Below are 19,323 nucleotides of genomic sequence, written 5' to 3' on the forward strand. Positions count from 1 at the left end.
GGCCATGCGGATCGGGCGGACGCTTGCCGGGATGGGGCTGATGGCGCTGGCGCTGAGCGGGTGCGGCGGGCGACAGCCGCTGAAACCGGTCGAGGGGCAGAAACTGCCCGCCGTGCCCGTGGGCGCGGCGACCGCACCGACGGCGGCCGACCTCATCCAGCCGTCCATTCAGGCGCGACCCGAACGCAATGTGGAATTGCTGACCCAGTCGCGCCAGCGCGGCGACGACCCGTTCGACCTGCCGCCTGAAAAGCAGCCGAAATAAGATAATTTAAGGACCGACATTGGACCATTTTGATTATGTGAACGGCGCTATGCAGGTGGAGCAGGTGCCGATCGACAGCATCGCCGATGCGGTCGGGACGCCCGTCTATATCTATTCCACCGCGACGCTGGAACGCCATGTCAGCGTGTTTCGCGAAGGGCTGAGCGCGCTCGACAATCCGCTGATCGCCTTTGCGGTCAAGGCCAATCCCAATGGCGCGGTGCTGGCGACGCTGGCGAAGCTGGGCCTTGGCGCGGACGTGGTGTCGGGTGGCGAACTGCTGCGCGCCATCGCGGCGGGTATTCCGGCCAGCCGCATCGTCTTTTCCGGCGTGGGCAAGACTGCCGATGAAATGCGGCTGGCGCTGGAACAGGGCATTTACCAGTTCAATCTGGAAAGCGAACCGGAAGCGGAGATGCTGTCGGAGGTCGCACTGTCGATGGGCAGGCGCGCGCCCGTCGCCTATCGAATCAATCCCGATGTCGATGCGGGCACCCATGCCAAGATTTCGACCGGCAAGTCGGAAAACAAGTTCGGCATCCCCTATGACCGGGCGCTGGAAAGCTATGCCGCGGCGCGAGATCTGTCGGGCCTCGACGTGCAGGGCGTGGCCGTCCACATCGGCAGCCAGCTGACCGACCTCTCCCCGCTGGAGGCCGCCTTTGCCAAGGTCGGCGTGTTGATAGAGGCGCTGCATGCGGCGGGGCATGACATTCGCACCGCCGATCTGGGTGGCGGCCTTGGCGTACCCTATGATCCATCACAGCCTTTGCCGCCCAGTCCCGCCGATTATGGCGCGATGGTGTGCCGCGTGACGCAGGGATGGCCGGTACGGCTGATGTTCGAACCGGGGCGCGTCATCGTGGGCAATGCAGGCGCGCTGGTGTCGCGGGTGGTGCGGGTGAAGCAGGGTGCGCAGGCGCCCTTCGTCATCGTCGACGCCGCGATGAACGACCTGATGCGGCCCAGCTTGTATGACGCATGGCATGACATTCGCGCGGTAAAGCCTGCTGGCGCGCGCGAAACCGCCAATGTTGTGGGGCCGGTGTGCGAGACGGGCGATACATTCGCCATGCACCGGGACATGGATGTGGTGCAGGCGGGCGATCTGGTCGCCTTCATGACTGCGGGCGCCTATGGCGCAACCATGGCGGGCACCTATAACAGCCGCCCGCTGACCCCCGAAGTGCTGGTGTCGGGCGACAAATGGGCGGTGGTGCGCGAACGGCCGCCGGTACAGGCGCTGATCGACGCGGACATCATCCCCGACTGGATCGCAAAGGGAACGGGCAACTGATGCAGAGCCTGCCCGTCTTTCTGGCATTGACGGGTAGGCCGGTGATCCTGACCGGCGCGGGTGAGGCGGCGGACGCCAAGCGTCGCCTGCTGGAACGCGCCGGGGCGATCGTGGTGGGCGATGGCGACATGGATGCGCGGATTGCCATCGTGGCGGACGGGGATGAAGCCATGGTCGCCCGGCTGAAGGCGCGCGGCGTACTGGTCAACGCGACCGACCGGCCTGCGTTGTGCGACTTCACGCTGCCCGCCATCGTGGATCGCGATCCGGTGCTGATCGCCATCGGTACGGGTGGTGCGTCGGCCGGGCTGGCGGCGGCGCTGCGACAACGGCTGGAGGCTTTGCTGCCGGGGCATTTGGGCGATCTGGCGCGGGCGCTGTTTGCGGCGCGGGGCGATGTGCGGCGAATATGGACCGATGCGGGCGCACGGCGGCGGGCCATCGGGAACGCGCTGGCCCCCGGCGGTGCGATCGATCCGTTGGGGGGCGATCCCGATGTGCAGGCTTGGCTGGCGAAGGCAACGGACGCGGCCAGTGGCGAAGTATATGTGCTGCGCCTGCGGTCCGCCGATCCCGACGACCTGACGTTGCGCGATGCGCGGATGCTGGCGATGGCGGACCGGGTTTTTCACGCTGCCGACGTGCCGGACGCGATTCTCGACCGGGCACGGGCCGATGCGGTCAGAGTGGCGGCCGACGGGCCACCACGGGACAGGGGTGACGGGCTGATCGTCTGGATAACAGTTTAGACGCGCGCGGCCTGCAGCCGTTCGACCTCGTCATGCAACGCCTGAATAGACGAAACGAGCCGGGCGCGGTCCAGCTGCATTTCGCGCAGCGCATCGCGGGTTTCGCCCAGTTCCACCGCGCGGCGGGCGATGCGGGCGTCCAGTTCGGCATTGTGGCGGGTGAGCGTCCCCATCTGTTCGGCGCGCTGGCACAGGTGGCGCAGGCGCGCGTCGAGTATGTCGAAATCGAATGGTTTGACCACATGGTCGTCGGCGCCCGCATCCAGCGCCCCGATCACCGACTGGCTGTCCAACCGCCCGGCGATCATCACGAAACAGGCCGTGCCCGCCAGATTGGACGCGCGGATCTTTTGCATGGTGGTGATGGGGGGCAGCATGGTGATGCCCATGTCGATCAGGATGATGTCGACCGGACGGGTGACCAGCAGATTGAGCGCCGCGAAGCCATGTTCGGCCAGCATGACGTCGTAATTGAGGTGCGACAGGCGGCGGGCGATAACGGCACGGGCGGTCATATCCTCATCGATCAGCAACAGGCGCAGCCGACGCTGATGCCGGGTGTCGATAGCAGCGTCGCGTTCGTCCTGACGGATGCGGTTGCGCTTGAAAATCGACATATGGTCCCACTTTCCCGGTCATGGTTAATCCAGGATAGGATTTTGCCTCCGAAGAAATGGTTAATGGCCGTCATCCGCGATGAATTTCATGTTCGGGGCGGTCAGGCAGGGGAGGCGTAGGCCCGAAGGAAAATGTCGACCGCAAAATCCGCGTCGGCGGCAATGTCCTGCGGGACGGGGCGATCGAGGCGCCCGATCAGCATCTGCTGGTGACAGCCGGACATGCACAGCGCCATTAGTGCGCGCGCCGCATCGATGGGGTCGGCTGGACGAATCTGTCCGCGTTCCATCGCGCCTTTCAGGAATTCGGCCAACAGCAGCCGGGTATTTTGTGGCGCAAGGTCGAAGAAGATCTGGCCGAGTTGCGGAAAGCGGCGTCCTTCTGAAATGATCAGGCGATGGAGCGCGCCTGCTTCGCTGGACGTCACCTTTTCAACGAGGCTGCGGCACGCGGTGCGCAGCGTCTGTTCCAGCGGGCCGTCGGGGTCGAGTAGTTGCGACAGGCGGGCGCGATACGCCTTGGCCGCACGGTCCAGCACGGCAGCAAACAACGCCTCTTTCGACGGAAAATGGCTCCACAAGGTGCCCTTGGACCCACCCAGCTTGGCCGCGATGCCCGACATCGTCGTGCCTGCAAAGCCATGTTCCAGAAAATAATCCTGCGCCACCGTCAGGATGGCGTCGCGGCGATCCTGTTTGCGTGCTTCCCTCTTGCTGGGAATCGGGGGGCTGTCCTGCGTTGTCATGAAATCGTACCATAGAGTACGCTATTTCTGTTGACAAGGCTTTGCGCCGGGCGCAAGGGCGATTTTCATACTAGATGGTACGGTTAGATATGTCCGTGAGTCGCATTGCCATGGCCGCCCGCACGGGAGGAACGGCCACATCCCTGATGCTGCTGGCCGCCTGCGCGGCTGTGCCCGATCTGGGTACGAAGCCCGAAATCCGCGCGCCCGCCAGCGTGGCGGCGGAACATAGCCTGGCGGCTGCCCCGATCGCATGGCCCGGTGACGGCTGGTGGCGCGCCTATGGCGATCCGCAGCTGGACGCACTGATCGCCGAAGGGCTGCGCGCATCCCCCGATGTCGCCGCCGCCAGCGCGCGCTTCCGTCAGGCCGCCGGCGCGGCGCAGCAGGCAGGCGCAGCCCTGCTGCCGACGTTGGACGGCGAAGCCAGCGCCGCCGCAACCAAGCAAAGCTATAATATGGGCATGCCGTCCAACTTCGTGCCGCAGGGATGGCTGGGCACTGGGCGCGTGGCGCTGGATCTGGGGTTTGACCTCGACCTTTGGGGTCGGAACAAGGCGGCGCTGGCTGCCGCCACATCGCAGGCGCGCGCGGCGGAAATCGATGCACAGCAGGCGCGGCTGGCGCTGACCACCGCCATCGCCGACGCCTATGCCGACCTTGCCCGCCTGCATGATGAGGCGGACATTGCGCAGCGGACGCTGGACATTCGTCTGGCCAGTCAGAAACTGGTCGCCGATCGTCGCACCAACGGGCTGGAAACGCGCGGCAGCGTGCGGCAGACGGACGCCACCGTATCGTCGGCCCGCGCGCAACTGGCCGGGGCGAGGATGGCGATCGAACTGCGCCAGCATCAGATCGCGGCCCTGATCGGCGCCGGGCCCGATCGCGGCCTGTCGATCGCGCGGCCAAAGGTCGGGGCGATCGCGCCGCTGGGCCTGCCCGCCGACGTCACCACCAATCTGGTGGCCCGCCGCCCGGACATCGCCGCCGCGCTTGCCCGCACCGAAGCGGCGGCCAAGCGGATCAAGGTCGCCCGCGCCGATTTCTTCCCCGCCCTGCGCCTGAGCGCCATGGTCGGCATGCAGTCGCTGGGTTACGAAACCATCTTCAACGGCACGTCGGGCAGCGGATCGGCCAAGCCCTTTACCAACAGCCTGTTCGACAAGGATTCGCTGTTCGGCAGCGTCGGTCCGGCGATCAGCCTGCCGATTTTCCACGGCGGCGCGTTGCAGGGCCAGTATCGCGGCGCCCGCGCCACCTATGACGAAGCGGTCGCCAGCTATGACAGGACGGTGCTGGCCGCCTATCGCGAAGTGGCCGACGCGGTCACCACCCGCCGGACGCTGGACCAGCGCCTGACCGATGCGCGCGCGGCTGTCGCGGCGTCGCAAGATGCCTATACGATCGCGCAGAAACGCTACAAGGGCGGCCTGTCCACCTATCTCGACGTGTTGAACGTCGAAGACCAGCTGCTGGCCGCGCGCCAGTCCCTCGCGGGGCTGGAGGCGAGCGCCTTTTCCACCGATATTGCCCTCATCCGTGCGCTGGGCGGCGGTTTTGCCGCCAGCGACTTCCAGTCCAAGGATCGCCCCAATGGCTGACGCCACGCCCGAAAATACCGCAACGGACACTGATGCGCAGCAGGACGCCCGCCAGTCTGCGCGCAAGACATGGCTGATCCGGCTGGGGCTGGCCGTCGTGGTCGGCGGCCTGATCTGGGGCGGCTGGTATCTGCTGGTCGGGCGCAATCATGTCGCCACCGACAATGCCTATGTGAACGCCGAGCTGGCGCAAGTGACCCCGCTGATGTCGGCGCAGGCCGTCGAAGTGCTGGTCAGCGACACGCAAGCGGTGAAGCGCGGCGACATATTGGTGAAGCTGGACCCGACCGACGCGAGGATCGCCGTGGCGCAGGCGCAAGCCGATCTGGCCGAAGCCAAGCGTCGTTTCCGCCAGACCAGCGCGACCAGCACGTCGCTGTCGGCGCAGGTGACGGCGCGTGGCGCCGACATCGTGCAGGCGCGCGCCCAGATGATGAGCGCGCAGGCCGATTTCGACAAGGCGCGGGTCGACCTGCAACGGCGCGAGGCGCTGGTGAATGACGGCGCGGTGTCGGGCGATGAAGTGACTGGCGCGCGCAAGGCCTATGCGTCGGCGAAGGCCGCGCTGGAGCTGGCGCGCGCGGGCGTGGCGACGGCGCAGGCCACCCGCAATGCGGCCACCGGCCAGCTGGAAGCCAATGACGCGCTGGTCCGCGGATCGACGGTCGATACCGACCCGGCGGTGATGGCGGCGCAGGCGAAGCTGGATACGGCGCGCCTGAACCTGGACCGCAGCATTATCCGCGCGCCCATCGACGGCGTCATCACCAAGCGGCAGGTGCAGGTCGGTCAGCGCGTGACGCAGGGCACGCCGATCATGACCATCGTCCCGCTGTCGCAGGTCTATGTCGACGCCAATTTCAAGGAACGGCAGCTGCGCGACGTGCGTGTGGGCATGCCCGCCACCGTGACGTCGGACCTTTATGGCGGCGACGTCGTCTATCATGGCAAGGTCGTCGGCTTTTCGGGCGGCACCGGCGCATCCATGTCGCTGATCCCGGCCCAGAATGCGACGGGCAACTGGATCAAGGTGGTACAGCGCCTGCCGCTGCGCATCGCGCTTGACCCCAAGGAACTGGCGGCGCATCCGTTGCGCGTGGGCCTGTCCATGGACGTCGAGATCGACCTTTCCGACAAGTAATAGGCCAATATTTGACAGGAACATCCCGGCGATGAGCGGCGACGATATTTTTTCCCGCCTGTCCCCGCGCAGCCGGACGCTGGCGGGGCTGGTGCTGGCCATGAGCAATTTCATGGTAGTGCTGGACCTGACCATCGCCAATGTGTCGGTGCCGCACATTGCCGGGAATCTGGGCATTTCGCCCGATCAGGGCACATGGATCATCACATCCTATGCGGTGGCGGAGGCGATCTGCGTGCCGCTGACCGGGTGGCTGGCGCAACGGTTCGGCGTCGTGCGCATGTTCACCATGGCGATGATCGGTTTCGGCATTTTTTCGGTGCTGTGCGGCCTGTCGTCGACGCTGGGCATGCTGGTCGCATGTCGCATCGGGCAGGGGATTTGCGGCGGGCCGATCATGCCCATGTCGCAGACGTTGCTGATGCGCATCTTCCCCCCCGAAACGCGTGGGCGGGCGATGGGCATGTGGGCGATGACGACCCTGCTGGGGCCGGCGTTCGGCCCGATCATCGGCGGGTACATTAGCGACAACTGGAGCTGGCACTGGATATTCTTCATCAACCTGCCGATCGCGCTGGTATGCATTCTGGCGGCGCAGGCGCTGTTGCGGCCGGTGGAAACCGAAACGTCCAACGTGCCCATCGATCGGGTCGGCCTGTTCCTGCTGATATTCTGGATCGGCTGTCTTCAGATCATGCTGGACATCGGGCGCGACCATGACTGGTTCGCCGACCCGATGATCGTCGGGCTGGCGCTTATGGCCGCGATCGGCTTCATCGTCTTCGTCATATGGGAATTGACGGAGGAACATCCGGTCGTCGACCTGCGCGTATTCCGCCATGTCGGCTTCAGTTCCGGCCTGTTCACCATGTCGCTATGTTTCGGTTCCTATTTCGCCAGTATCGTCGTCATCCCGCAATGGTTGCAGATGTCGATGGGCTATACCGCGACATGGGCGGGGATCGTGACGGCGATGACAGCCATGGCGGCGCTGTTCACCGCGCCGATCGCGGGCGCGCTCATATCGCGGGTCGATGTCCGGCTGATGATTTCGGGCGCGGTGGCGTGGATCGGCATCATGTCGCTGGTGCGTGCGCACTGGACCAGCGGCGTCGATTTCGGGACGATGATCATCCCGCAATTCGTGCAGGGTTTCGCGCTGCCCTTCTTCTTCATTCCGCTGACCACGCTGACGCTGGGGTCGGTGCGGCCGGAAGAAACGGCGTCGGCGGCGGGCCTTCAGAATTTCGTGCGGACGATGGCGACGGCGATCGCGACGTCGCTGGTGCTGACCAGCTGGGGCGACAGCCAGCGCGTATCGCGCAACGACATGGCGAGCGTGCTGCAACCCGACCAGACCCAGTCGCTGCTGTCCGGCATGGGCATGTCGGCGGAACAGGCGCGGCAGGTCATTTCGAACATCGTGGAGCAGGAAGCGATCGTGCTGGCGGTGGACCATGTTTTCTTCCTGTCGGCGGTCATTCTGTTCGCCGCCGCGGTGATCGTGTGGATCGCGCCCAAGCCGCGCGGCGCGGTGGATACCTCCGCCGCCCACTGACGGGATCGCCAGGGCGAACTGGCAGGCGGGCGGGGGAGTGCCGTCCGGCCGCCTGCATCACGAAAATCATGGATTTCCCCCGGCAATCCATGCTCCTGCTGCGCTATTGCAAGTGATTAGGTGGGGAATGGCCTCGTCGCCTTGGCTCCAGCCGCAACGGGCGACGCATTGATTATCGGCAAGGGTGACTGGTCGCCCCGCGCGTTGTTCACTATCGCCTTTCTGAGGGTGACGGCGGGCCTGTAGATGAGCGCAGGGGATTGCAGGCGATCCTGCTGTCCGCGATCCAGACTGGTTTTCAGGTGAGTGACGCGACCATCGGCGCTCTTCAGGGGCTGCGGGGGATCGGTGGCCAGCGCCATCGCCGTGCCCATCGCCCGCCCGTCAGACCGCCTGTCGCGCAAGATCGTGCTGATCGGCCTGATCGTGGGATCGGGCCTGTTGATGGTGCTGAGCGCGCTGGTGCCCAATTTCCCGCCCTTCTTCATCGGCCGGGCGGCGTCAGGCGTGACCGAATTCGCGATGACTCCCATCGTCTATTCGATGATCCCCGATCTGGCACACTGATGGCGGCAGGAGGGAGTGCGGGCTTCTATTTCCGCGACGCCATCGTCGGGCCCGCGTAATGGGCGATCCCGCAGGACATGGACGCGTGGCGCAAGGCGGTCCTTCTGCTGTCACTGGCGGCGGTGCCGTTGACGCTGGGCGCGCTGGCGACGCTGGACCCGCCGCGCGGGATCATCAGCGACGACCGGCCGATGTCGGCGTCGCTGCTGGCGTTCCTGCGCGAAAGATAGCGCGCGGTTGGCCTGTTCGTCGGCATGGCGGGCAGCCTGATGGTCACGGTGCAGGCGCTCAATCCGTTGATCGCCATGGCGCTGGAGCGGCGGTTCGGCGCGGGCATCGGCGTGATCGGCCATGTGCTGGGCATCGTCACGCTGTTGACGACCATCGGTTGCCTGCCGGTGGCGGGGTTCCTCGACCGCCTGTTGCAACGGCGCTTCGGCCCGGCGGCGCGGCCGGTCATCATGGGGATCAGTGCCTGCGCCGCGATCCCCTGCGCCATGGCGCTGATGACGGTGGGGATGTCGACCGCGCGCTGCTGGCGGTGGCGACCTTCCTGTTCCTGACCTGTATCGCCAACGCACTGGTGCCCACCATGTTGCAGGATCTGACGCTCGCCAGCCTGCGCGCGCGGCTTTGCGGTATGGGGCTTCGTCGTCGCGATCTCCTGCGCCATCGGGCCGCTGGCGGCGGGCGCCTTGGCCGACCTGATGCTGGGCGGACAGTTGCTGCGCGCGATTGCGGTGGTGGCGGTGCCTGCGCTCGCCCTGTCGACGCTATGCGCGGTTCGCACGGCGCGGGGCTGAACCGGTCAGGCGGGCCTGTCCCATGCGGCAAGATCTTCGGGCCGGTTGATGTTGGGCAGGTCCAGATTGGCCAAGTCCAGATTGCGGAGGGTGATCAGGCGCGCGCCGATGGCGATGGCCCAGCGGCGGATCGACCGGTCGTCCTGACAATCGAGATGCGTGTCGAGGTCGGGCGCCAGAGATGCGGGCCACCAGCCGAGCAATGGCTGATCCTGCACGATGGCGGCGTCCGGCCCGATCAGCGCGGCGGGCAGGGCTTCGGGATAGACCGGCATGTCGCACCCGGTGGTCAGCACCCCTGCAAAGCCATGGGCCAGCGCATGATGAAGCGCGGCGTTGAGGCCGCCCAGCGGCCCCATGTCGGGTCGGGGCCGATCGGCCAGGCCGCCGCTGCGCCCGCAGATGACGAGCGCCGCCACATGGGGGGACAGGCTGGCCGTCACATGATCGATCAGCATGCGGCCGTCCGTCAGGCGGGCCAGCGCCTTGTCGGTGCCGAAACGGGACGATCGCCCCCCGGCCAGCACCGCGCCCAATATTCTGCCGATCCCCTGCATGCGCGTGGGCGCCGCGATGTTAGTTGCCAAAGCTGCGCGGCGCGGGATCGACGATGTCGAAGGTGCCCGCGCCGATCGCCGACACTTCCAGCGCGCGTTCCGCCACGCCCGCCCGGTTGAAGCGGAATGCGCCGTCGATGCCGGAAAAGCCGCCCGCGTCGCGCAGCCGCGCGGCGGGGAAGGGCGATCCGGGCTTCCAGTCCTGCGCGATGCGTACGGTCAGCAGAACCGAATCATAGCCGAGCGAGGACAGGCGGAAGGGCGCGCTGCCGTAACGGGCGCGATATTTGGTGACGAGCTGGCGATAGAGCGTGTCCGAGACGCTGGCGAACCATGCGCCGCGCAATACGGGACTGGCGGCGAGCGATGTGTCGGTGTTCCAGAGTTCGGTGCCCAGCAGCCGGGCCGTCGCCCCGCCATTTTTCCGCACGATCGGCGCGACCTGAATGGCGACCCTGCCGCTGTCGGCGATCAGCAGCGCGTCATAGCTGGACGATGCCTGCAATTTCTTGACCGCAGCGGTGATCGACGTCGCCGAACGATCGAACGTCTGCATCGACACGACCGTGCCGCCCGCCTGTTCGACCGCGCGCAGCATCGCATTGCCCGCCCGTTCGCCATAGATGCCGCGCGGCACCAGCGCGCCAAATCGGGTCAGGCCCTGTGCCTTGGCATAAACGACCACGCGTTCGATCGACTGGGCGGGGTTATATCCCATGGCGTAAACGCCGCTGCCCGCGATGCTGGCATCGTTGGAAAAGCTGATGACCGGCACGTTCGCGCGCGCTGCGATGGGGCCGATGATGCGCGCATCTTCGGCCAGCAGCGGGCCAAGGATCAGGCGGTTGCCGTCGGCCAGCGCCTTGTTCACCGCCGCCGCCGCGCCCAGCGCGGTGTCATAGGTGGTGATGCGCACCCGGTCGGTCTTCGTATCCAGCAGTGCCAGCGTGGTGGCGTTGGCGATGGACTGGCCCACGCCCGCATTGGTCCCGCTCATCGGCACCAGCAGCGCGACGCGATGGCGCGCCGTGTCGGTGGGCAGGCCCTGCACCACTTCGGGACCGGTCGGCTGGGCCGGGCCGGTGGGCGTGGTGGGGACAGGCCCCTTGGGCACGATCGACTGACAGGCAGCCAGGAACAGGGCCGCGCCCATGCAGGCGATCCGCGCGCCCCTTTTCACTGCGGCGAACATGTTTGCTTGCCGGGGGGCATCCGTCTCTGTCATCTGGCGTCCTTATGGAAACTGAACCTTCAGGGCTTGAACCCGGGCTTTATATCGTTGCTGGGCCGATCGGCAACCTTGGTGACCTTACGCCGCGCGGGGCGGAGGTACTTCGTCTGGCCGATGTGATCGCCGTGGAAGATACACGGGTGAGCGCACGGCTGCTGCGCCATGCGGGGTCCGACCGGCCGATGGTCCCCTATCATGATCACAGCGCCGAAAATGTGCGGCAAAGGCTGATCGACCGGATGGCGAGCGAATCGGTCGCTCTGCTGTCGGACGCGGGGACGCCGCTGATTTCCGATCCGGGGTATAATCTAGTGCGCGATGCGCGGGCGGCCGGGCGGAAGGTGACGACGCTGCCGGGGCCAAGCGCGGCGATTGCGGCGCTGACTTTATCGGGCCTGCCGACCGATCGCTTCCTGTTCATGGGCTTCCTGCCATCCAAGGCGAAGGCGCGGGGCGATGCGCTGGACGAGGTGGCGGCGCTGCGCGCTACATTGGTCTTTTACGAAAGCGGGCCGCGCCTGTCGGACAGTCTGGCGTCGATGGTCTCGCATCTGGGCGACCGGGAAGCAGCGGTCAGCCGGGAGATCAGCAAGGCGTTCGAGGAAACGGCGACGGGGACTTTGAGCGAACTGTCCGCCCGCTATGCCGATGCCCCGCCCAAGGGGGAGATCGTCGTCATCGTCGGCCCGCCCGGCGAAGCGCCACCCGCCAGCGCCGAGGATGCGGACGCGGCCTTGCTGGAGGCGATGGCGCGGCTGCCGGTGTCCAAGGCGGCGGGGGAAGTGGCGAAGAAGCTGGGGCTGGACCGTCGGACGCTGTATGACCGGGCGATGGAACTCAGGGGGTGAAGAAACAACAGGCGGAAAAGCGCGGGCGGCAGGCCGAACGCATTGCCGCCTGGTGGCTGCGCCTGAAAGGCTGGCAGATAATCGGGCGGCGGATGCGCACGCCCGCGGGCGAGGTCGATCTGGTCGCACGGCGGGGATCGATGATTGCCTTTGTCGAGGTGAAGGCGCGGGGCAGCGCAGCGGAGCTGGACCTTGCCATCGATGAACGCAGGCTGGCGCGGGTCGCGGCGGCGGCGGAGATATTGTGGCACGATATCGCAAAAGCGGGCGACGACATGCGAATCGACGTCATCCTCCTTGCGCCGGGCCGCGCGCCGCGCCATCTGGCCAATGTCTGGCATGGGGGGTGATCGCCCGCCCAGCGATCCATATCCGTTCGTTTCGAGCGTAGTCGAGAAACGAGAAGTACGGCGCTGGCCGCTTCTCGACTGCGCTCGAAGCGAACGGCTGTTGCAAGTGGAAGGTTTTTTCGATGACGCAGCTCAACCCCCTGACCGTCGCGATGCAGATGGACCCGATGGAAGGCATCAAGATCGGGGGCGATTCGACGTTCCACATCATGCTGGCGGCGCAGGCGCGGGGGCACAGGCTCTATCATTATCTGGCGCCCGACCTGACCCTGGCCGACGGGCGGGTGCTGGCGAAGGCGCGGCCGGTGAAGGTGCAGAAGGTTGCGGGCGACCATTTCGCCTTCGGAGAGCCGGAGATGCTGGATCTGGGCCGTGACGTGGATGTCGTGTGGATGCGGCAGGATCCGCCCTTCGACCTCAGCTACATCACCGCGACGCATCTGCTGGAGCGGGTGCAGGCCGAAACGCTGGTGGTGAATGATCCCGCCAGCGTCCGTAATGCGCCCGAAAAGCTGTTCGTGCTGGATTATGCGCGCTTCATGCCGCCCACGATGATCACCCGCGATCTGGCGCAGGTGCGCGCGTTTCTGGCCAAGCATGGCGAAATCGTCGTGAAGCCGCTTTACGGCAATGGCGGCGTGGCGGTGTTCCATGTCGGCGCCAATGGCGCGAACCTGTCGTCGCTGGTGGAACTGTTCAACGCGTCATGGGTCGAACCCTTCATGGTGCAGGCGTTCATCCCCGGCGTCGCGGAAGGCGACAAGCGGATCGTGCTGATCGACGGCGAAGTCGCGGGCGCGGTCAATCGTATCCCCGGCAAGGGTGAAATCCGGTCGAACCTGGCGGTCGGCGGATCGGCGGCCAAGACCGAACTGACCGACAGGGAACGCGAAATCTGCGCCGCGCTGGGGCCGGAACTCAAGGCGCGCGGCCTGTTGTTCGTGGGAATCGACGTGATCGGCGGGGAATGGCTGACCGAAATCAACGTGACGTCGCCGACCGGGATCGTATCGATCGATGCGTTCGACGGCACCGACACGGGCGGCCTGATCTGGGACGCGATCGACGCGCGGCTGGCGCAGCGGGCCGTGGCGTAAGGTCATGTCGTCTTCCTGCCGTGCTCCTGCGAAAGCAGGTGCCCAGTCCTTCCACCCGAACCCGTCCCCCAATCCGAACTGCGCTCCTGCTTTCGCAGGAGTACGATGTTACGGGGCGGGGCGATGACAGACTGGGTGCTCCGCCTGATCGATGCGGGCGGGTATTGGGGCATTTTCGTCCTGATGATCCTCGAAAACGTCTTTCCGCCAATCCCATCCGAACTGATCATGGGCATTGGCGGCATCCGCGTCGGGCAGGGGCGGATGGAGATGGAATGGCTGCTGCTGGCGGGCACCATCGGGACCACCATCGGCAATTATTTCTGGTATCTGGTCGGCCATATATTGGGCTTTCACCGACTGAGGCCGCTGGTGGACCGCTATGGCCGCTGGGCCACGCTGGAATGGCGCGATGTCGAGGCGCTGGACCGGTTGTTCGGCAAATATGGGCAGATCGTCGTCTTCGTCTTCCGGTTCATGCCCGCATTCCGCACGATGATTTCCCTGCCCGCCGGGCTGTTCCGCATGGGGCATGTCCGCTTCCTGCTATGGACCACCGGCGGGGCGTTCATCTGGAATGTGTTGCTGGCCTATGCGGGTTATGTGCTGGGCCAGAATTTCCACGACATCGACGCCTATGTCGGACCGGCGGCGACGGCCTGTGTCGTCGGGGCGGTGATCATATATCTGTGGCGGCTGGCGACATGGCGGCCCAAGGGCTGACGGCCTGACGACGGCTCAGAAGGGCACCTTTACGCCCACCATCAGCCGCTGGGACGTGGTGCCGTTGCCAAAGCTGCGGCTTTCGACATGGACATTGCCCTTCGCCTGACCAAACAGGCCGAACTCCGCCCGGCCGAGCGGGGGTTCGGTGTTGAGCGGTGCGCGCTCCACCCGTTGGCTCTGACGACGGCCGGTGACGACGATGGCATTGGCGTCGGGCGCAGGCTTCACTTTTTTCAGGTCGAAATCGGCGGGGATGTCGCCCGCCCCGGCGCTTACGCTTTGCAGGGCCATCATCAGACGCAGCATCATCGTGCACCACCTTCCGAAGGTCGCGGGGATGGGGCGAAGCTGTCGTGCGATTGCGGCCTTTTGATGGCCCTTTGGCGTTCCTGTTCTTTTCGTCTGTTGCACGCCGTTGCCTGTTGAAGTTGGCTGTGCCAGCCGACTTCAACAGGCGCTACGCGCGGGGGTGAGCGGTGCGATAGATGTCGAGCAGATGGGCGGCATCGACCTGGGTATAGACCTGCGTCGACGACAGGCTGGCATGGCCCAGCAGTTCCTGAAGGCTGCGCAGGTCCGCGCCCCGCCCCAGCAGATGGGTCGCGAAACTGTGGCGCAGGGCGTGGGGGGTGGTGCGGTCCGACAGGCCGAGCCGCCCGCGCGCGCCCTGCACCGCGCGGCGGATGAGCGCGGCGGACAGCGGGCCGCCCCGCGCGCCACGGAACAGCGGTTCGTCGCGCGACTGGGGATGGGGGCATTGATCGACATAGGTTTCGATCGCCTGTCGCACCTGTGGCAACAGGGGCACGATGCGGGTCTTGTTCCGTTTGCCGGTCACGCGCAGCGTGTCGCCCAGCGGCAGGACGTCGCCCATCAGGCCCATCGCCTCCCCAATGCGCAGGCCCGCGCCATAGAGCAGCAGCAGCACCGCCCAGTCGCGCGCGCCGATCCAGCCTTCCCGCGCGGTTTCGGCAATGTCGGCGGCCAGCGCGACGGCTTCGTCGGGGGAGATGGGGCGGGGGAGGCCGCGCTTCACACGCGGTCCCCTGATCTGTGGCACGCGGGCGTCCTCGCCCCCCACGAACTTCAGGAAACCGCGCAGGGCCGACAGTTCGCGGGCGGCGGACAGGTTGCCGATGCCGTCCATCCGCCGATGGGTCAGGAAAGCGCGCAGGTCGGACTGGTCAAGCGCGCCCAGCATGGCGGCGGTGATCGTGCCGCCGCGATGCCCTTCCAGAAAGGCGATCAGCCGTTCCGCCGTGGCGACATAGGCGCGCACCGTATGGGTCGAACGTCGCCGGTCGAGCGCTAGATGATGACGCCAGCTTTCGATCAGGGCAGCGTTCATGTCGGAACGGCCGGGCTTAACTTCGCACATTTCCCGCTGAATGAGACATTTTGGTGCGTGGTCGGGACATATTGTTGCAAACAAAGTAGGGGCAGGGCGGGGCGCGCGACGGGCATGGGGAAAGGTTAGCAGACAGGCGACGGGTAGGACAATGTGGCGGGCGATCCGGCTGTCTCCTGTCGTTATCCTGATGCGAGTTGGGATAGTCGCGATGGCGGCGCGCCATTGACCATGGTTTCGATCTACGTTGGGATGTCATGCGGCGGGAACCGGGTATGGACTCTCGGATCTGGTCGCTCTGCGGGCCGCACCATTTCTCAAAGATGTAGAAAGATATATCTTAAATCTTGACGTTGGTGATTTTTAAGATATATCGCAAAACATCATGACATATATGAAAGAGCAAATGATGCGATTTTCCGATAAATTTCGCGGAGGCCATGGCGGCCATCATCATCCCCATCAGGGTCACGGGCATCGCCCCGGCCATTTCGCCCATCCGCACGGCTTTGGCCGGGGCGGGCATTTCGGCGGCGACCCGTTCGATGATGACGGCATGCGCGGCGGCGGCGGGCATGGCGGCGGCTGGGGTGGCCGTGGCGGACGCGGCGGCGGACGTCGCCGGCTGTTCGACAATGACGCGCTGCGCCTGATCCTGCTGAAGCTGATCGCGGACGAACCGCGCCATGGCTATGAACTGATCCGCGCGATCGAGGCGCTGTCGGCCGAAGCCTATGCGCCCAGCCCCGGCGTCGTTTACCCCACGCTGACCCTGCTGTCGGACATGGAACTGATCGCCGAACAGCCGGGTGAGGGTAGCCGCAAGCGTTTCGCCATCACCGATGCCGGGCTGGCGCAGATGGCGGAGCGCAAGGAAGCGCTGGACATGGCGATGGAGCGGCTGTCGCATCTGGCGCACAAGGCGCAGCGCATGGATGGCGGGCCGGTGCGCCGCGCGATGCATAATCTGCGCTTCGCGGTCCAGCAACGCCTTGAAAAGGAAGGGGCGGATGACCAGACCCTGTTGGACATCGCCGCCCTGATCGACGACGCCGTCGCCAAAATCGAAAGGCTGTAATCCCATGACGCTGACCGCCACCGTGCCGACCACCCACGCCAGCCGCTATCTTCAGCAGCTTTGCAAACATTGGAGCCATAAATTCGATACGGATTTCAGCCCGGAAAAGGGCGACATCGCCTTTCCCATGGGGCCGATCCGCATGCGTGCGACCCCCGAAGCGTTGATTGTTGTGCTGGAACCCCATGCCGACGCCGACATCGAACGCTTCAAGCAGGTGGTTGCCGATCATCTCGACCGCTTCGCCTTTCGCGAAGCGCCGCTGCCGTTCGACTGGCAGTAAACCATATCCGTTCGCTTTGAGTGCAGTCGAGAAGCGGATATAATTGCGCTTCTCGTTTCTCGACAGGCTCGAAACGAACGGAGGGGGCTTAGATGTCGTCGATCATTTCCGCCAGCACGGCCAGGCAATCCTTGGCCAGCTGGATGGATCGGGCGGGCGACCAGCCGAAATCGGCGTCGGGCAGGTCGTCATTATCCTTGAACGGCATTTCCAGCGTCATCGCCACCGCGCCGAACCGTTCCGCCACCTGATTGGTGGACATGGACAGGTTCGCCCGGCCCGGCGCGGCGACCGGATAGCCAAGGCGCGTCTGGAAATCGGGCGTGCGGATGGCCAGCGTGTCGCGATAGCGGTGGTAGAGTCGGCTCTGTTTTTCCGTGATCGACGGGATGCCGTCGAACCCGGCGATGAACACGGCGGCGATCGCTTCGTCGCCATGCACGTCCAACGCGAAAACGACGCCTGTTTCGTCCATGGCGCCCCGCACCATCAGCACTTCGGGGCTGCGTTCGGCCGTGGGTTCATGCCATTCGCGGTTCAGGTTCACGCCCGCAGCATTGGTGCGCAGGTGGCCGCGACGGCTGCCGTCCGGGTTCATATTGGGGACGAGGTGGATCGTCGCCTTTTGCCGCAACAGGCGGGCGACAGCGTCTTCTTCGTCCGTCAGCCGCTCCAGCGCGCCTTCCATCCACCACTCCGCCATCGATTCGCCCGGATGCTGGCGGGCATAGAGCCACACCTGTTTCGGGCCTTCGCCAATGGTCAGCAGGTCCATCGGCTGGCCATCCAGCGTCAGGCCCAGTTCGCGATGCGCGACGCCGGGCTGGGTGGCGGCCCATGCGATCAGGTCATGATGCCGTTCCATCGAATAGGGCGCGAAATAGGCAACCCACAGGGCGTTGCTGTCGGGTTCCAGCCGGATGGTCAGCGTGCCGTCGGCATAGCTGGTGTCGGCCAGCAGCCAGTTTTCGCGATCTTCGCTGACACGCGCGCTATAGCCCGGCCAGCCGTCGGGATAGGCCGACCCCGCGCCGTTGACGATTCGCAGCTCCACCGCCCGGCCCGCCGCATTGGCGACCCGGAAATGGAACCACTGGTAAAAATCGCTCTGATGATCGGTCACGATCTCCAGATCGGCGGTGATGGCGCCGTCGGTCGATTCGGTGATGGAAAGGGTGCGAATATTGCCGCTGTCAAAGCCGCTGGAAATGCTGATGCTCATTTGACGGTTATAGTGCGGCCCGATTCACCGGGATAGCCCCCGATCAGCGCGGCGGCCAGTTTCTGAGCCGCGGCGGCGGGTTGAGCGGCGTCCGAACCCTGTTTCGCCTCCGTCGATGCGCGGCCTTCCCAGATGGCGGTCGAATCGGACCGGCGGCGCAGCTGGATATGCAGCTGCGTCGTCACGATGTCCTTGGGCTTGCCCGACAGGTTGATGCCGACGCCCAGGCCAAGGCCGCCGAAGCTGCCGCCCCGCCGCCCGCCGCCGCTGCCGAACCCGCCGCCCACGCCGACGCTGACCGGCTTGTCGCTGCTGCGGTCGACGCCCGATGGGCGGAAGCTGCGGCTGAAGCTGACCAGCGCGACATAGTCGCTCTGCGCGCCGTCGCCCGCGCCGGTGAAGCCCACGCGTTGAAATTCCTGCGACACGGCATTGGCATAGGTGCGAAATTCAAGGCTGATGTCCGGATTGCCGGGCATTTCCTCCACCGCGATGCTGCCCGACCGGGCTGGATTGCCCGCATGGAATCGCGTTACTTCCACGCGCGGCGCGGCGGTGGCGCAGGCGCTGAGGGACAGGCCGCCAAGGGGCAGGGCAATGGCGGTGAGAAGGAAAAGACGCTTCGACATGCATTTCAACTCCGACGGGCATCACTCTATTAAGCGGCATCATGGGAAAGGACGGTGCCGGGGGCATAATCCCCTCCAACGCGTGAAGCCATGAACTTGCTGCATGAAGGATGAACGGAGTCAAAAGAAGGGCCTGCGCCCTTGACTTTCATCCGTGCCACCCATAGGGGCAGCGCTTCGAATTTTCGAACATATTTCAGATTCACCAAAGGCCCATAGCCATGAAGATCCGCAACTCGCTCAAGTCGCTCAAGGGACGCCACCGGGACAACCGCGTGATCCGTCGCCGCGGCCGTACCTATGTCATCAACAAGACCACCCGTCGCGTCAAGGCTCGTCAGGGCTAACAGCAGGCGCCGCGCCTTCGGGCGCGGGTCTTGATATGCGCGAAAGGCGCCCGGTCGGATGATCGGGCGCCTTTCCGCGTTTGCATGGCCTGCCGGTCTTCCGACCGATTCGGGTGATTCGCCCGATCATGCCTGACCGGTTATCGCCGGTTCCGGGCATGGCAGGGAAATGCCCCGCCATGCCCGGAACCGATGCGCCGGCCGTCAGTCGCGGCCGGTCAGCTCGTCCCCGCGTACGGCGGCGACGTGCAGCACGTTGG

At 65.7% G+C, this 19,323-nt stretch carries 25 protein-coding genes; 16 read left to right on the forward strand and 9 right to left on the reverse strand.

From position 1 onward, the window contains the following. Positions 1–4 precede the first annotated feature (4 nt). Genes ACOJSJ_RS08845 through ACOJSJ_RS08855 form a run of 3 tightly spaced genes read left to right on the forward strand, consistent with a single transcriptional unit; the run spans position 5 to position 2,311 of the window. Entirely contained in the window at positions 5–265 is a 261-nt protein-coding gene (locus tag ACOJSJ_RS08845; RefSeq protein ID WP_420144636.1) for a hypothetical protein, read from the forward strand. Positions 266–284: 19 nt separating this feature from the next. Continuing rightward, positions 285–1,562, forward strand: coding sequence for a diaminopimelate decarboxylase (gene lysA, locus ACOJSJ_RS08850; protein WP_420144611.1), 1,278 nt, complete (start codon positions 285–287; stop codon positions 1,560–1,562). Continuing rightward, a complete protein-coding gene (locus tag ACOJSJ_RS08855; protein WP_420144612.1) occupies positions 1,562–2,311 on the forward strand; it encodes a precorrin-2 dehydrogenase/sirohydrochlorin ferrochelatase family protein in 750 nt (249 codons plus the stop codon). Before lysA ends, ACOJSJ_RS08855 begins: the two co-directional genes overlap by 1 nt. Here ACOJSJ_RS08855 and ACOJSJ_RS08860 read toward each other — a convergent pair. Continuing rightward, positions 2,308–2,928 carry a response regulator transcription factor gene (locus ACOJSJ_RS08860; RefSeq protein WP_420144613.1) on the reverse strand — a complete coding sequence of 207 codons (621 nt, stop codon included), beginning with the start codon at positions 2,926–2,928 and terminating at the stop codon, positions 2,308–2,310. The two genes, ACOJSJ_RS08855 and ACOJSJ_RS08860, sit on opposite strands and share 4 nt — an antisense overlap. A gap of 101 nt (positions 2,929–3,029) precedes the next feature. Next, positions 3,030–3,674 carry a TetR/AcrR family transcriptional regulator C-terminal domain-containing protein gene (locus tag ACOJSJ_RS08865; RefSeq protein ID WP_420144614.1) on the reverse strand — a complete coding sequence of 215 codons (645 nt, stop codon included), beginning with the start codon at positions 3,672–3,674 and terminating at the stop codon, positions 3,030–3,032. Positions 3,675–3,763: 89 nt separating this feature from the next. Here ACOJSJ_RS08865 and ACOJSJ_RS08870 point away from each other — a divergent pair, with 89 nt between their 5' ends. Genes ACOJSJ_RS08870 through ACOJSJ_RS08880 form a run of 3 tightly spaced genes read left to right on the forward strand, consistent with a single transcriptional unit; the run spans position 3,764 to position 7,977 of the window. Next, complete coding sequence (locus tag ACOJSJ_RS08870; protein WP_420144615.1) at positions 3,764–5,278, forward strand: efflux transporter outer membrane subunit; 1,515 nt, start codon at positions 3,764–3,766, stop codon at positions 5,276–5,278. Further along, positions 5,271–6,419, forward strand: coding sequence for an EmrA/EmrK family multidrug efflux transporter periplasmic adaptor subunit (locus ACOJSJ_RS08875; RefSeq protein WP_420144616.1), 1,149 nt, complete (start codon positions 5,271–5,273; stop codon positions 6,417–6,419). The genes ACOJSJ_RS08870 and ACOJSJ_RS08875 overlap by 8 nt, the downstream gene beginning before the upstream one ends. 31 nt (positions 6,420–6,450) lie before the next feature. Beyond that, positions 6,451–7,977 carry a DHA2 family efflux MFS transporter permease subunit gene (locus ACOJSJ_RS08880; protein WP_420144617.1) on the forward strand — a complete coding sequence of 509 codons (1,527 nt, stop codon included), beginning with the start codon at positions 6,451–6,453 and terminating at the stop codon, positions 7,975–7,977. Positions 7,978–8,093: 116 nt separating this feature from the next. Here ACOJSJ_RS08880 and ACOJSJ_RS08885 read toward each other — a convergent pair whose 3' ends face one another. Next, positions 8,094–8,339 carry a hypothetical protein gene (locus tag ACOJSJ_RS08885; RefSeq protein WP_420144618.1) on the reverse strand — a complete coding sequence of 82 codons (246 nt, stop codon included), beginning with the start codon at positions 8,337–8,339 and terminating at the stop codon, positions 8,094–8,096. On the opposite strand from ACOJSJ_RS08885, the gene ACOJSJ_RS08890 reads away from it, so the two are divergent. From ACOJSJ_RS08890 to ACOJSJ_RS08900, 3 genes are all read left to right on the forward strand, one after another. Next, positions 8,326–8,544, forward strand: coding sequence for a hypothetical protein (locus tag ACOJSJ_RS08890; protein WP_420144619.1), 219 nt, complete (start codon positions 8,326–8,328; stop codon positions 8,542–8,544). The two genes, ACOJSJ_RS08885 and ACOJSJ_RS08890, sit on opposite strands and share 14 nt — an antisense overlap. A 77-nt stretch (positions 8,545–8,621) precedes the next feature. Further along, positions 8,622–8,774 (forward strand): hypothetical protein, encoded by a 153-nt coding sequence (locus tag ACOJSJ_RS08895; RefSeq protein WP_420144620.1) that lies wholly within the window; start codon positions 8,622–8,624, stop codon positions 8,772–8,774. Positions 8,775–8,798: 24 nt separating this feature from the next. Next, entirely contained in the window at positions 8,799–9,107 is a 309-nt protein-coding gene (locus ACOJSJ_RS08900) for a hypothetical protein (RefSeq protein WP_420144621.1), read from the forward strand. Between the two features lie 245 nt (positions 9,108–9,352). Here ACOJSJ_RS08900 and mobA read toward each other — a convergent pair whose 3' ends face one another. Both mobA and ACOJSJ_RS08910 read right to left on the reverse strand, forming a co-directional pair. Next, the gene (gene mobA / locus ACOJSJ_RS08905; protein WP_420144637.1) at positions 9,353–9,904 is read right to left on the reverse strand and encodes a molybdenum cofactor guanylyltransferase; all 552 of its coding nucleotides are present in this window, start codon (positions 9,902–9,904) and stop codon (positions 9,353–9,355) included. A gap of 19 nt (positions 9,905–9,923) precedes the next feature. Next, a complete protein-coding gene (locus ACOJSJ_RS08910) occupies positions 9,924–11,096 on the reverse strand; it encodes a penicillin-binding protein activator (protein ID WP_420144622.1) in 1,173 nt (390 codons plus the stop codon). A 44-nt stretch (positions 11,097–11,140) separates the two neighbouring features. Here ACOJSJ_RS08910 and rsmI point away from each other — a divergent pair, with 44 nt between their 5' ends. The 4 genes from rsmI (at position 11,141) to ACOJSJ_RS08930 (ending at position 14,153) form a co-directional block, all read left to right on the forward strand. Then, a complete protein-coding gene (gene rsmI, locus ACOJSJ_RS08915) occupies positions 11,141–11,983 on the forward strand; it encodes a 16S rRNA (cytidine(1402)-2'-O)-methyltransferase (RefSeq protein WP_420144623.1) in 843 nt (280 codons plus the stop codon). Next, a complete protein-coding gene (locus ACOJSJ_RS08920; protein ID WP_420144624.1) occupies positions 11,980–12,333 on the forward strand; it encodes a YraN family protein in 354 nt (117 codons plus the stop codon). The genes rsmI and ACOJSJ_RS08920 overlap by 4 nt, the downstream gene beginning before the upstream one ends. 122 nt (positions 12,334–12,455) lie before the next feature. Beyond that, complete coding sequence (gene gshB, locus ACOJSJ_RS08925; protein WP_420144625.1) at positions 12,456–13,430, forward strand: glutathione synthase; 975 nt, start codon at positions 12,456–12,458, stop codon at positions 13,428–13,430. Between the two features lie 123 nt (positions 13,431–13,553). Then, positions 13,554–14,153 carry a DedA family protein gene (locus tag ACOJSJ_RS08930; protein WP_420144626.1) on the forward strand — a complete coding sequence of 200 codons (600 nt, stop codon included), beginning with the start codon at positions 13,554–13,556 and terminating at the stop codon, positions 14,151–14,153. Between the two features lie 15 nt (positions 14,154–14,168). Here ACOJSJ_RS08930 and ACOJSJ_RS08935 read toward each other — a convergent pair whose 3' ends face one another. Next, positions 14,169–14,465 (reverse strand): hypothetical protein, encoded by a 297-nt coding sequence (locus ACOJSJ_RS08935; RefSeq protein ID WP_420144627.1) that lies wholly within the window; start codon positions 14,463–14,465, stop codon positions 14,169–14,171. 148 nt (positions 14,466–14,613) lie between these two features. After that, the gene (locus ACOJSJ_RS08940) at positions 14,614–15,504 is read right to left on the reverse strand and encodes a tyrosine recombinase XerC (protein ID WP_420144628.1); all 891 of its coding nucleotides are present in this window, start codon (positions 15,502–15,504) and stop codon (positions 14,614–14,616) included. A gap of 406 nt (positions 15,505–15,910) precedes the next feature. On the opposite strand from ACOJSJ_RS08940, the gene ACOJSJ_RS08945 reads away from it, so the two are divergent. Next, positions 15,911–16,582 carry a PadR family transcriptional regulator gene (locus ACOJSJ_RS08945; RefSeq protein ID WP_420144629.1) on the forward strand — a complete coding sequence of 224 codons (672 nt, stop codon included), beginning with the start codon at positions 15,911–15,913 and terminating at the stop codon, positions 16,580–16,582. A gap of 4 nt (positions 16,583–16,586) precedes the next feature. Beyond that, complete coding sequence (locus ACOJSJ_RS08950) at positions 16,587–16,865, forward strand: DUF2218 domain-containing protein (RefSeq protein ID WP_420144630.1); 279 nt, start codon at positions 16,587–16,589, stop codon at positions 16,863–16,865. 88 nt (positions 16,866–16,953) lie between these two features. Here the strand turns inward: ACOJSJ_RS08950 and ACOJSJ_RS08955 are convergent, their stop codons facing one another. Both ACOJSJ_RS08955 and ACOJSJ_RS08960 read right to left on the reverse strand, forming a co-directional pair. Further along, the gene (locus tag ACOJSJ_RS08955) at positions 16,954–18,087 is read right to left on the reverse strand and encodes a M14 family metallopeptidase (RefSeq protein WP_420144631.1); all 1,134 of its coding nucleotides are present in this window, start codon (positions 18,085–18,087) and stop codon (positions 16,954–16,956) included. Continuing rightward, a complete protein-coding gene (locus ACOJSJ_RS08960) occupies positions 18,084–18,716 on the reverse strand; it encodes a DUF4136 domain-containing protein (RefSeq protein ID WP_420144632.1) in 633 nt (210 codons plus the stop codon). The genes ACOJSJ_RS08955 and ACOJSJ_RS08960 overlap by 4 nt, the downstream gene beginning before the upstream one ends. A 221-nt stretch (positions 18,717–18,937) precedes the next feature. On the opposite strand from ACOJSJ_RS08960, the gene ykgO reads away from it, so the two are divergent. After that, positions 18,938–19,063 carry a type B 50S ribosomal protein L36 gene (ykgO, locus tag ACOJSJ_RS08965; RefSeq protein WP_420144633.1) on the forward strand — a complete coding sequence of 42 codons (126 nt, stop codon included), beginning with the start codon at positions 18,938–18,940 and terminating at the stop codon, positions 19,061–19,063. Positions 19,064–19,323 lie beyond the last annotated feature (260 nt).

Source organism: Sphingobium sp. (assembly GCF_048594625.1).
Taxonomy (GTDB): Bacteria; Pseudomonadota; Alphaproteobacteria; order Sphingomonadales; family Sphingomonadaceae; genus Sphingobium.

Coding starts and splice junctions, on each gene's coding strand:
- ACOJSJ_RS08845 (WP_420144636.1), top strand. CDS start 5: ATGCGGATCGGGCGGACGCTTGCCGGGATGGGGCTGATGGCGCTGGCG.
- ACOJSJ_RS08855 (WP_420144612.1), top strand. CDS start 1,562: ATGCAGAGCCTGCCCGTCTTTCTGGCATTGACGGGTAGGCCGGTGATC.
- ACOJSJ_RS08860 (WP_420144613.1), bottom strand. CDS start 2,928: ATGTCGATTTTCAAGCGCAACCGCATCCGTCAGGACGAACGCGACGCT.
- ACOJSJ_RS08865 (WP_420144614.1), bottom strand. CDS start 3,674: ATGACAACGCAGGACAGCCCCCCGATTCCCAGCAAGAGGGAAGCACGC.
- ACOJSJ_RS08870 (WP_420144615.1), top strand. CDS start 3,764: ATGTCCGTGAGTCGCATTGCCATGGCCGCCCGCACGGGAGGAACGGCC.
- ACOJSJ_RS08875 (WP_420144616.1), top strand. CDS start 5,271: ATGGCTGACGCCACGCCCGAAAATACCGCAACGGACACTGATGCGCAG.
- ACOJSJ_RS08880 (WP_420144617.1), top strand. CDS start 6,451: ATGAGCGGCGACGATATTTTTTCCCGCCTGTCCCCGCGCAGCCGGACG.
- ACOJSJ_RS08885 (WP_420144618.1), bottom strand. CDS start 8,339: ATGGCGCTGGCCACCGATCCCCCGCAGCCCCTGAAGAGCGCCGATGGT.
- ACOJSJ_RS08895 (WP_420144620.1), top strand. CDS start 8,622: ATGGACGCGTGGCGCAAGGCGGTCCTTCTGCTGTCACTGGCGGCGGTG.
- ACOJSJ_RS08900 (WP_420144621.1), top strand. CDS start 8,799: ATGGCGGGCAGCCTGATGGTCACGGTGCAGGCGCTCAATCCGTTGATC.
- mobA (WP_420144637.1), bottom strand. CDS start 9,904: ATGCAGGGGATCGGCAGAATATTGGGCGCGGTGCTGGCCGGGGGGCGA.
- ACOJSJ_RS08910 (WP_420144622.1), bottom strand. CDS start 11,096: ATGTTCGCCGCAGTGAAAAGGGGCGCGCGGATCGCCTGCATGGGCGCG.
- rsmI (WP_420144623.1), top strand. CDS start 11,141: ATGGAAACTGAACCTTCAGGGCTTGAACCCGGGCTTTATATCGTTGCT.
- gshB (WP_420144625.1), top strand. CDS start 12,456: ATGACGCAGCTCAACCCCCTGACCGTCGCGATGCAGATGGACCCGATG.
- ACOJSJ_RS08930 (WP_420144626.1), top strand. CDS start 13,554: ATGACAGACTGGGTGCTCCGCCTGATCGATGCGGGCGGGTATTGGGGC.
- ACOJSJ_RS08935 (WP_420144627.1), bottom strand. CDS start 14,465: ATGATGCTGCGTCTGATGATGGCCCTGCAAAGCGTAAGCGCCGGGGCG.
- ACOJSJ_RS08940 (WP_420144628.1), bottom strand. CDS start 15,504: ATGAACGCTGCCCTGATCGAAAGCTGGCGTCATCATCTAGCGCTCGAC.
- ACOJSJ_RS08945 (WP_420144629.1), top strand. CDS start 15,911: ATGATGCGATTTTCCGATAAATTTCGCGGAGGCCATGGCGGCCATCAT.
- ACOJSJ_RS08950 (WP_420144630.1), top strand. CDS start 16,587: ATGACGCTGACCGCCACCGTGCCGACCACCCACGCCAGCCGCTATCTT.
- ACOJSJ_RS08955 (WP_420144631.1), bottom strand. CDS start 18,087: ATGAGCATCAGCATTTCCAGCGGCTTTGACAGCGGCAATATTCGCACC.
- ACOJSJ_RS08960 (WP_420144632.1), bottom strand. CDS start 18,716: ATGTCGAAGCGTCTTTTCCTTCTCACCGCCATTGCCCTGCCCCTTGGC.
- ykgO (WP_420144633.1), top strand. CDS start 18,938: ATGAAGATCCGCAACTCGCTCAAGTCGCTCAAGGGACGCCACCGGGAC.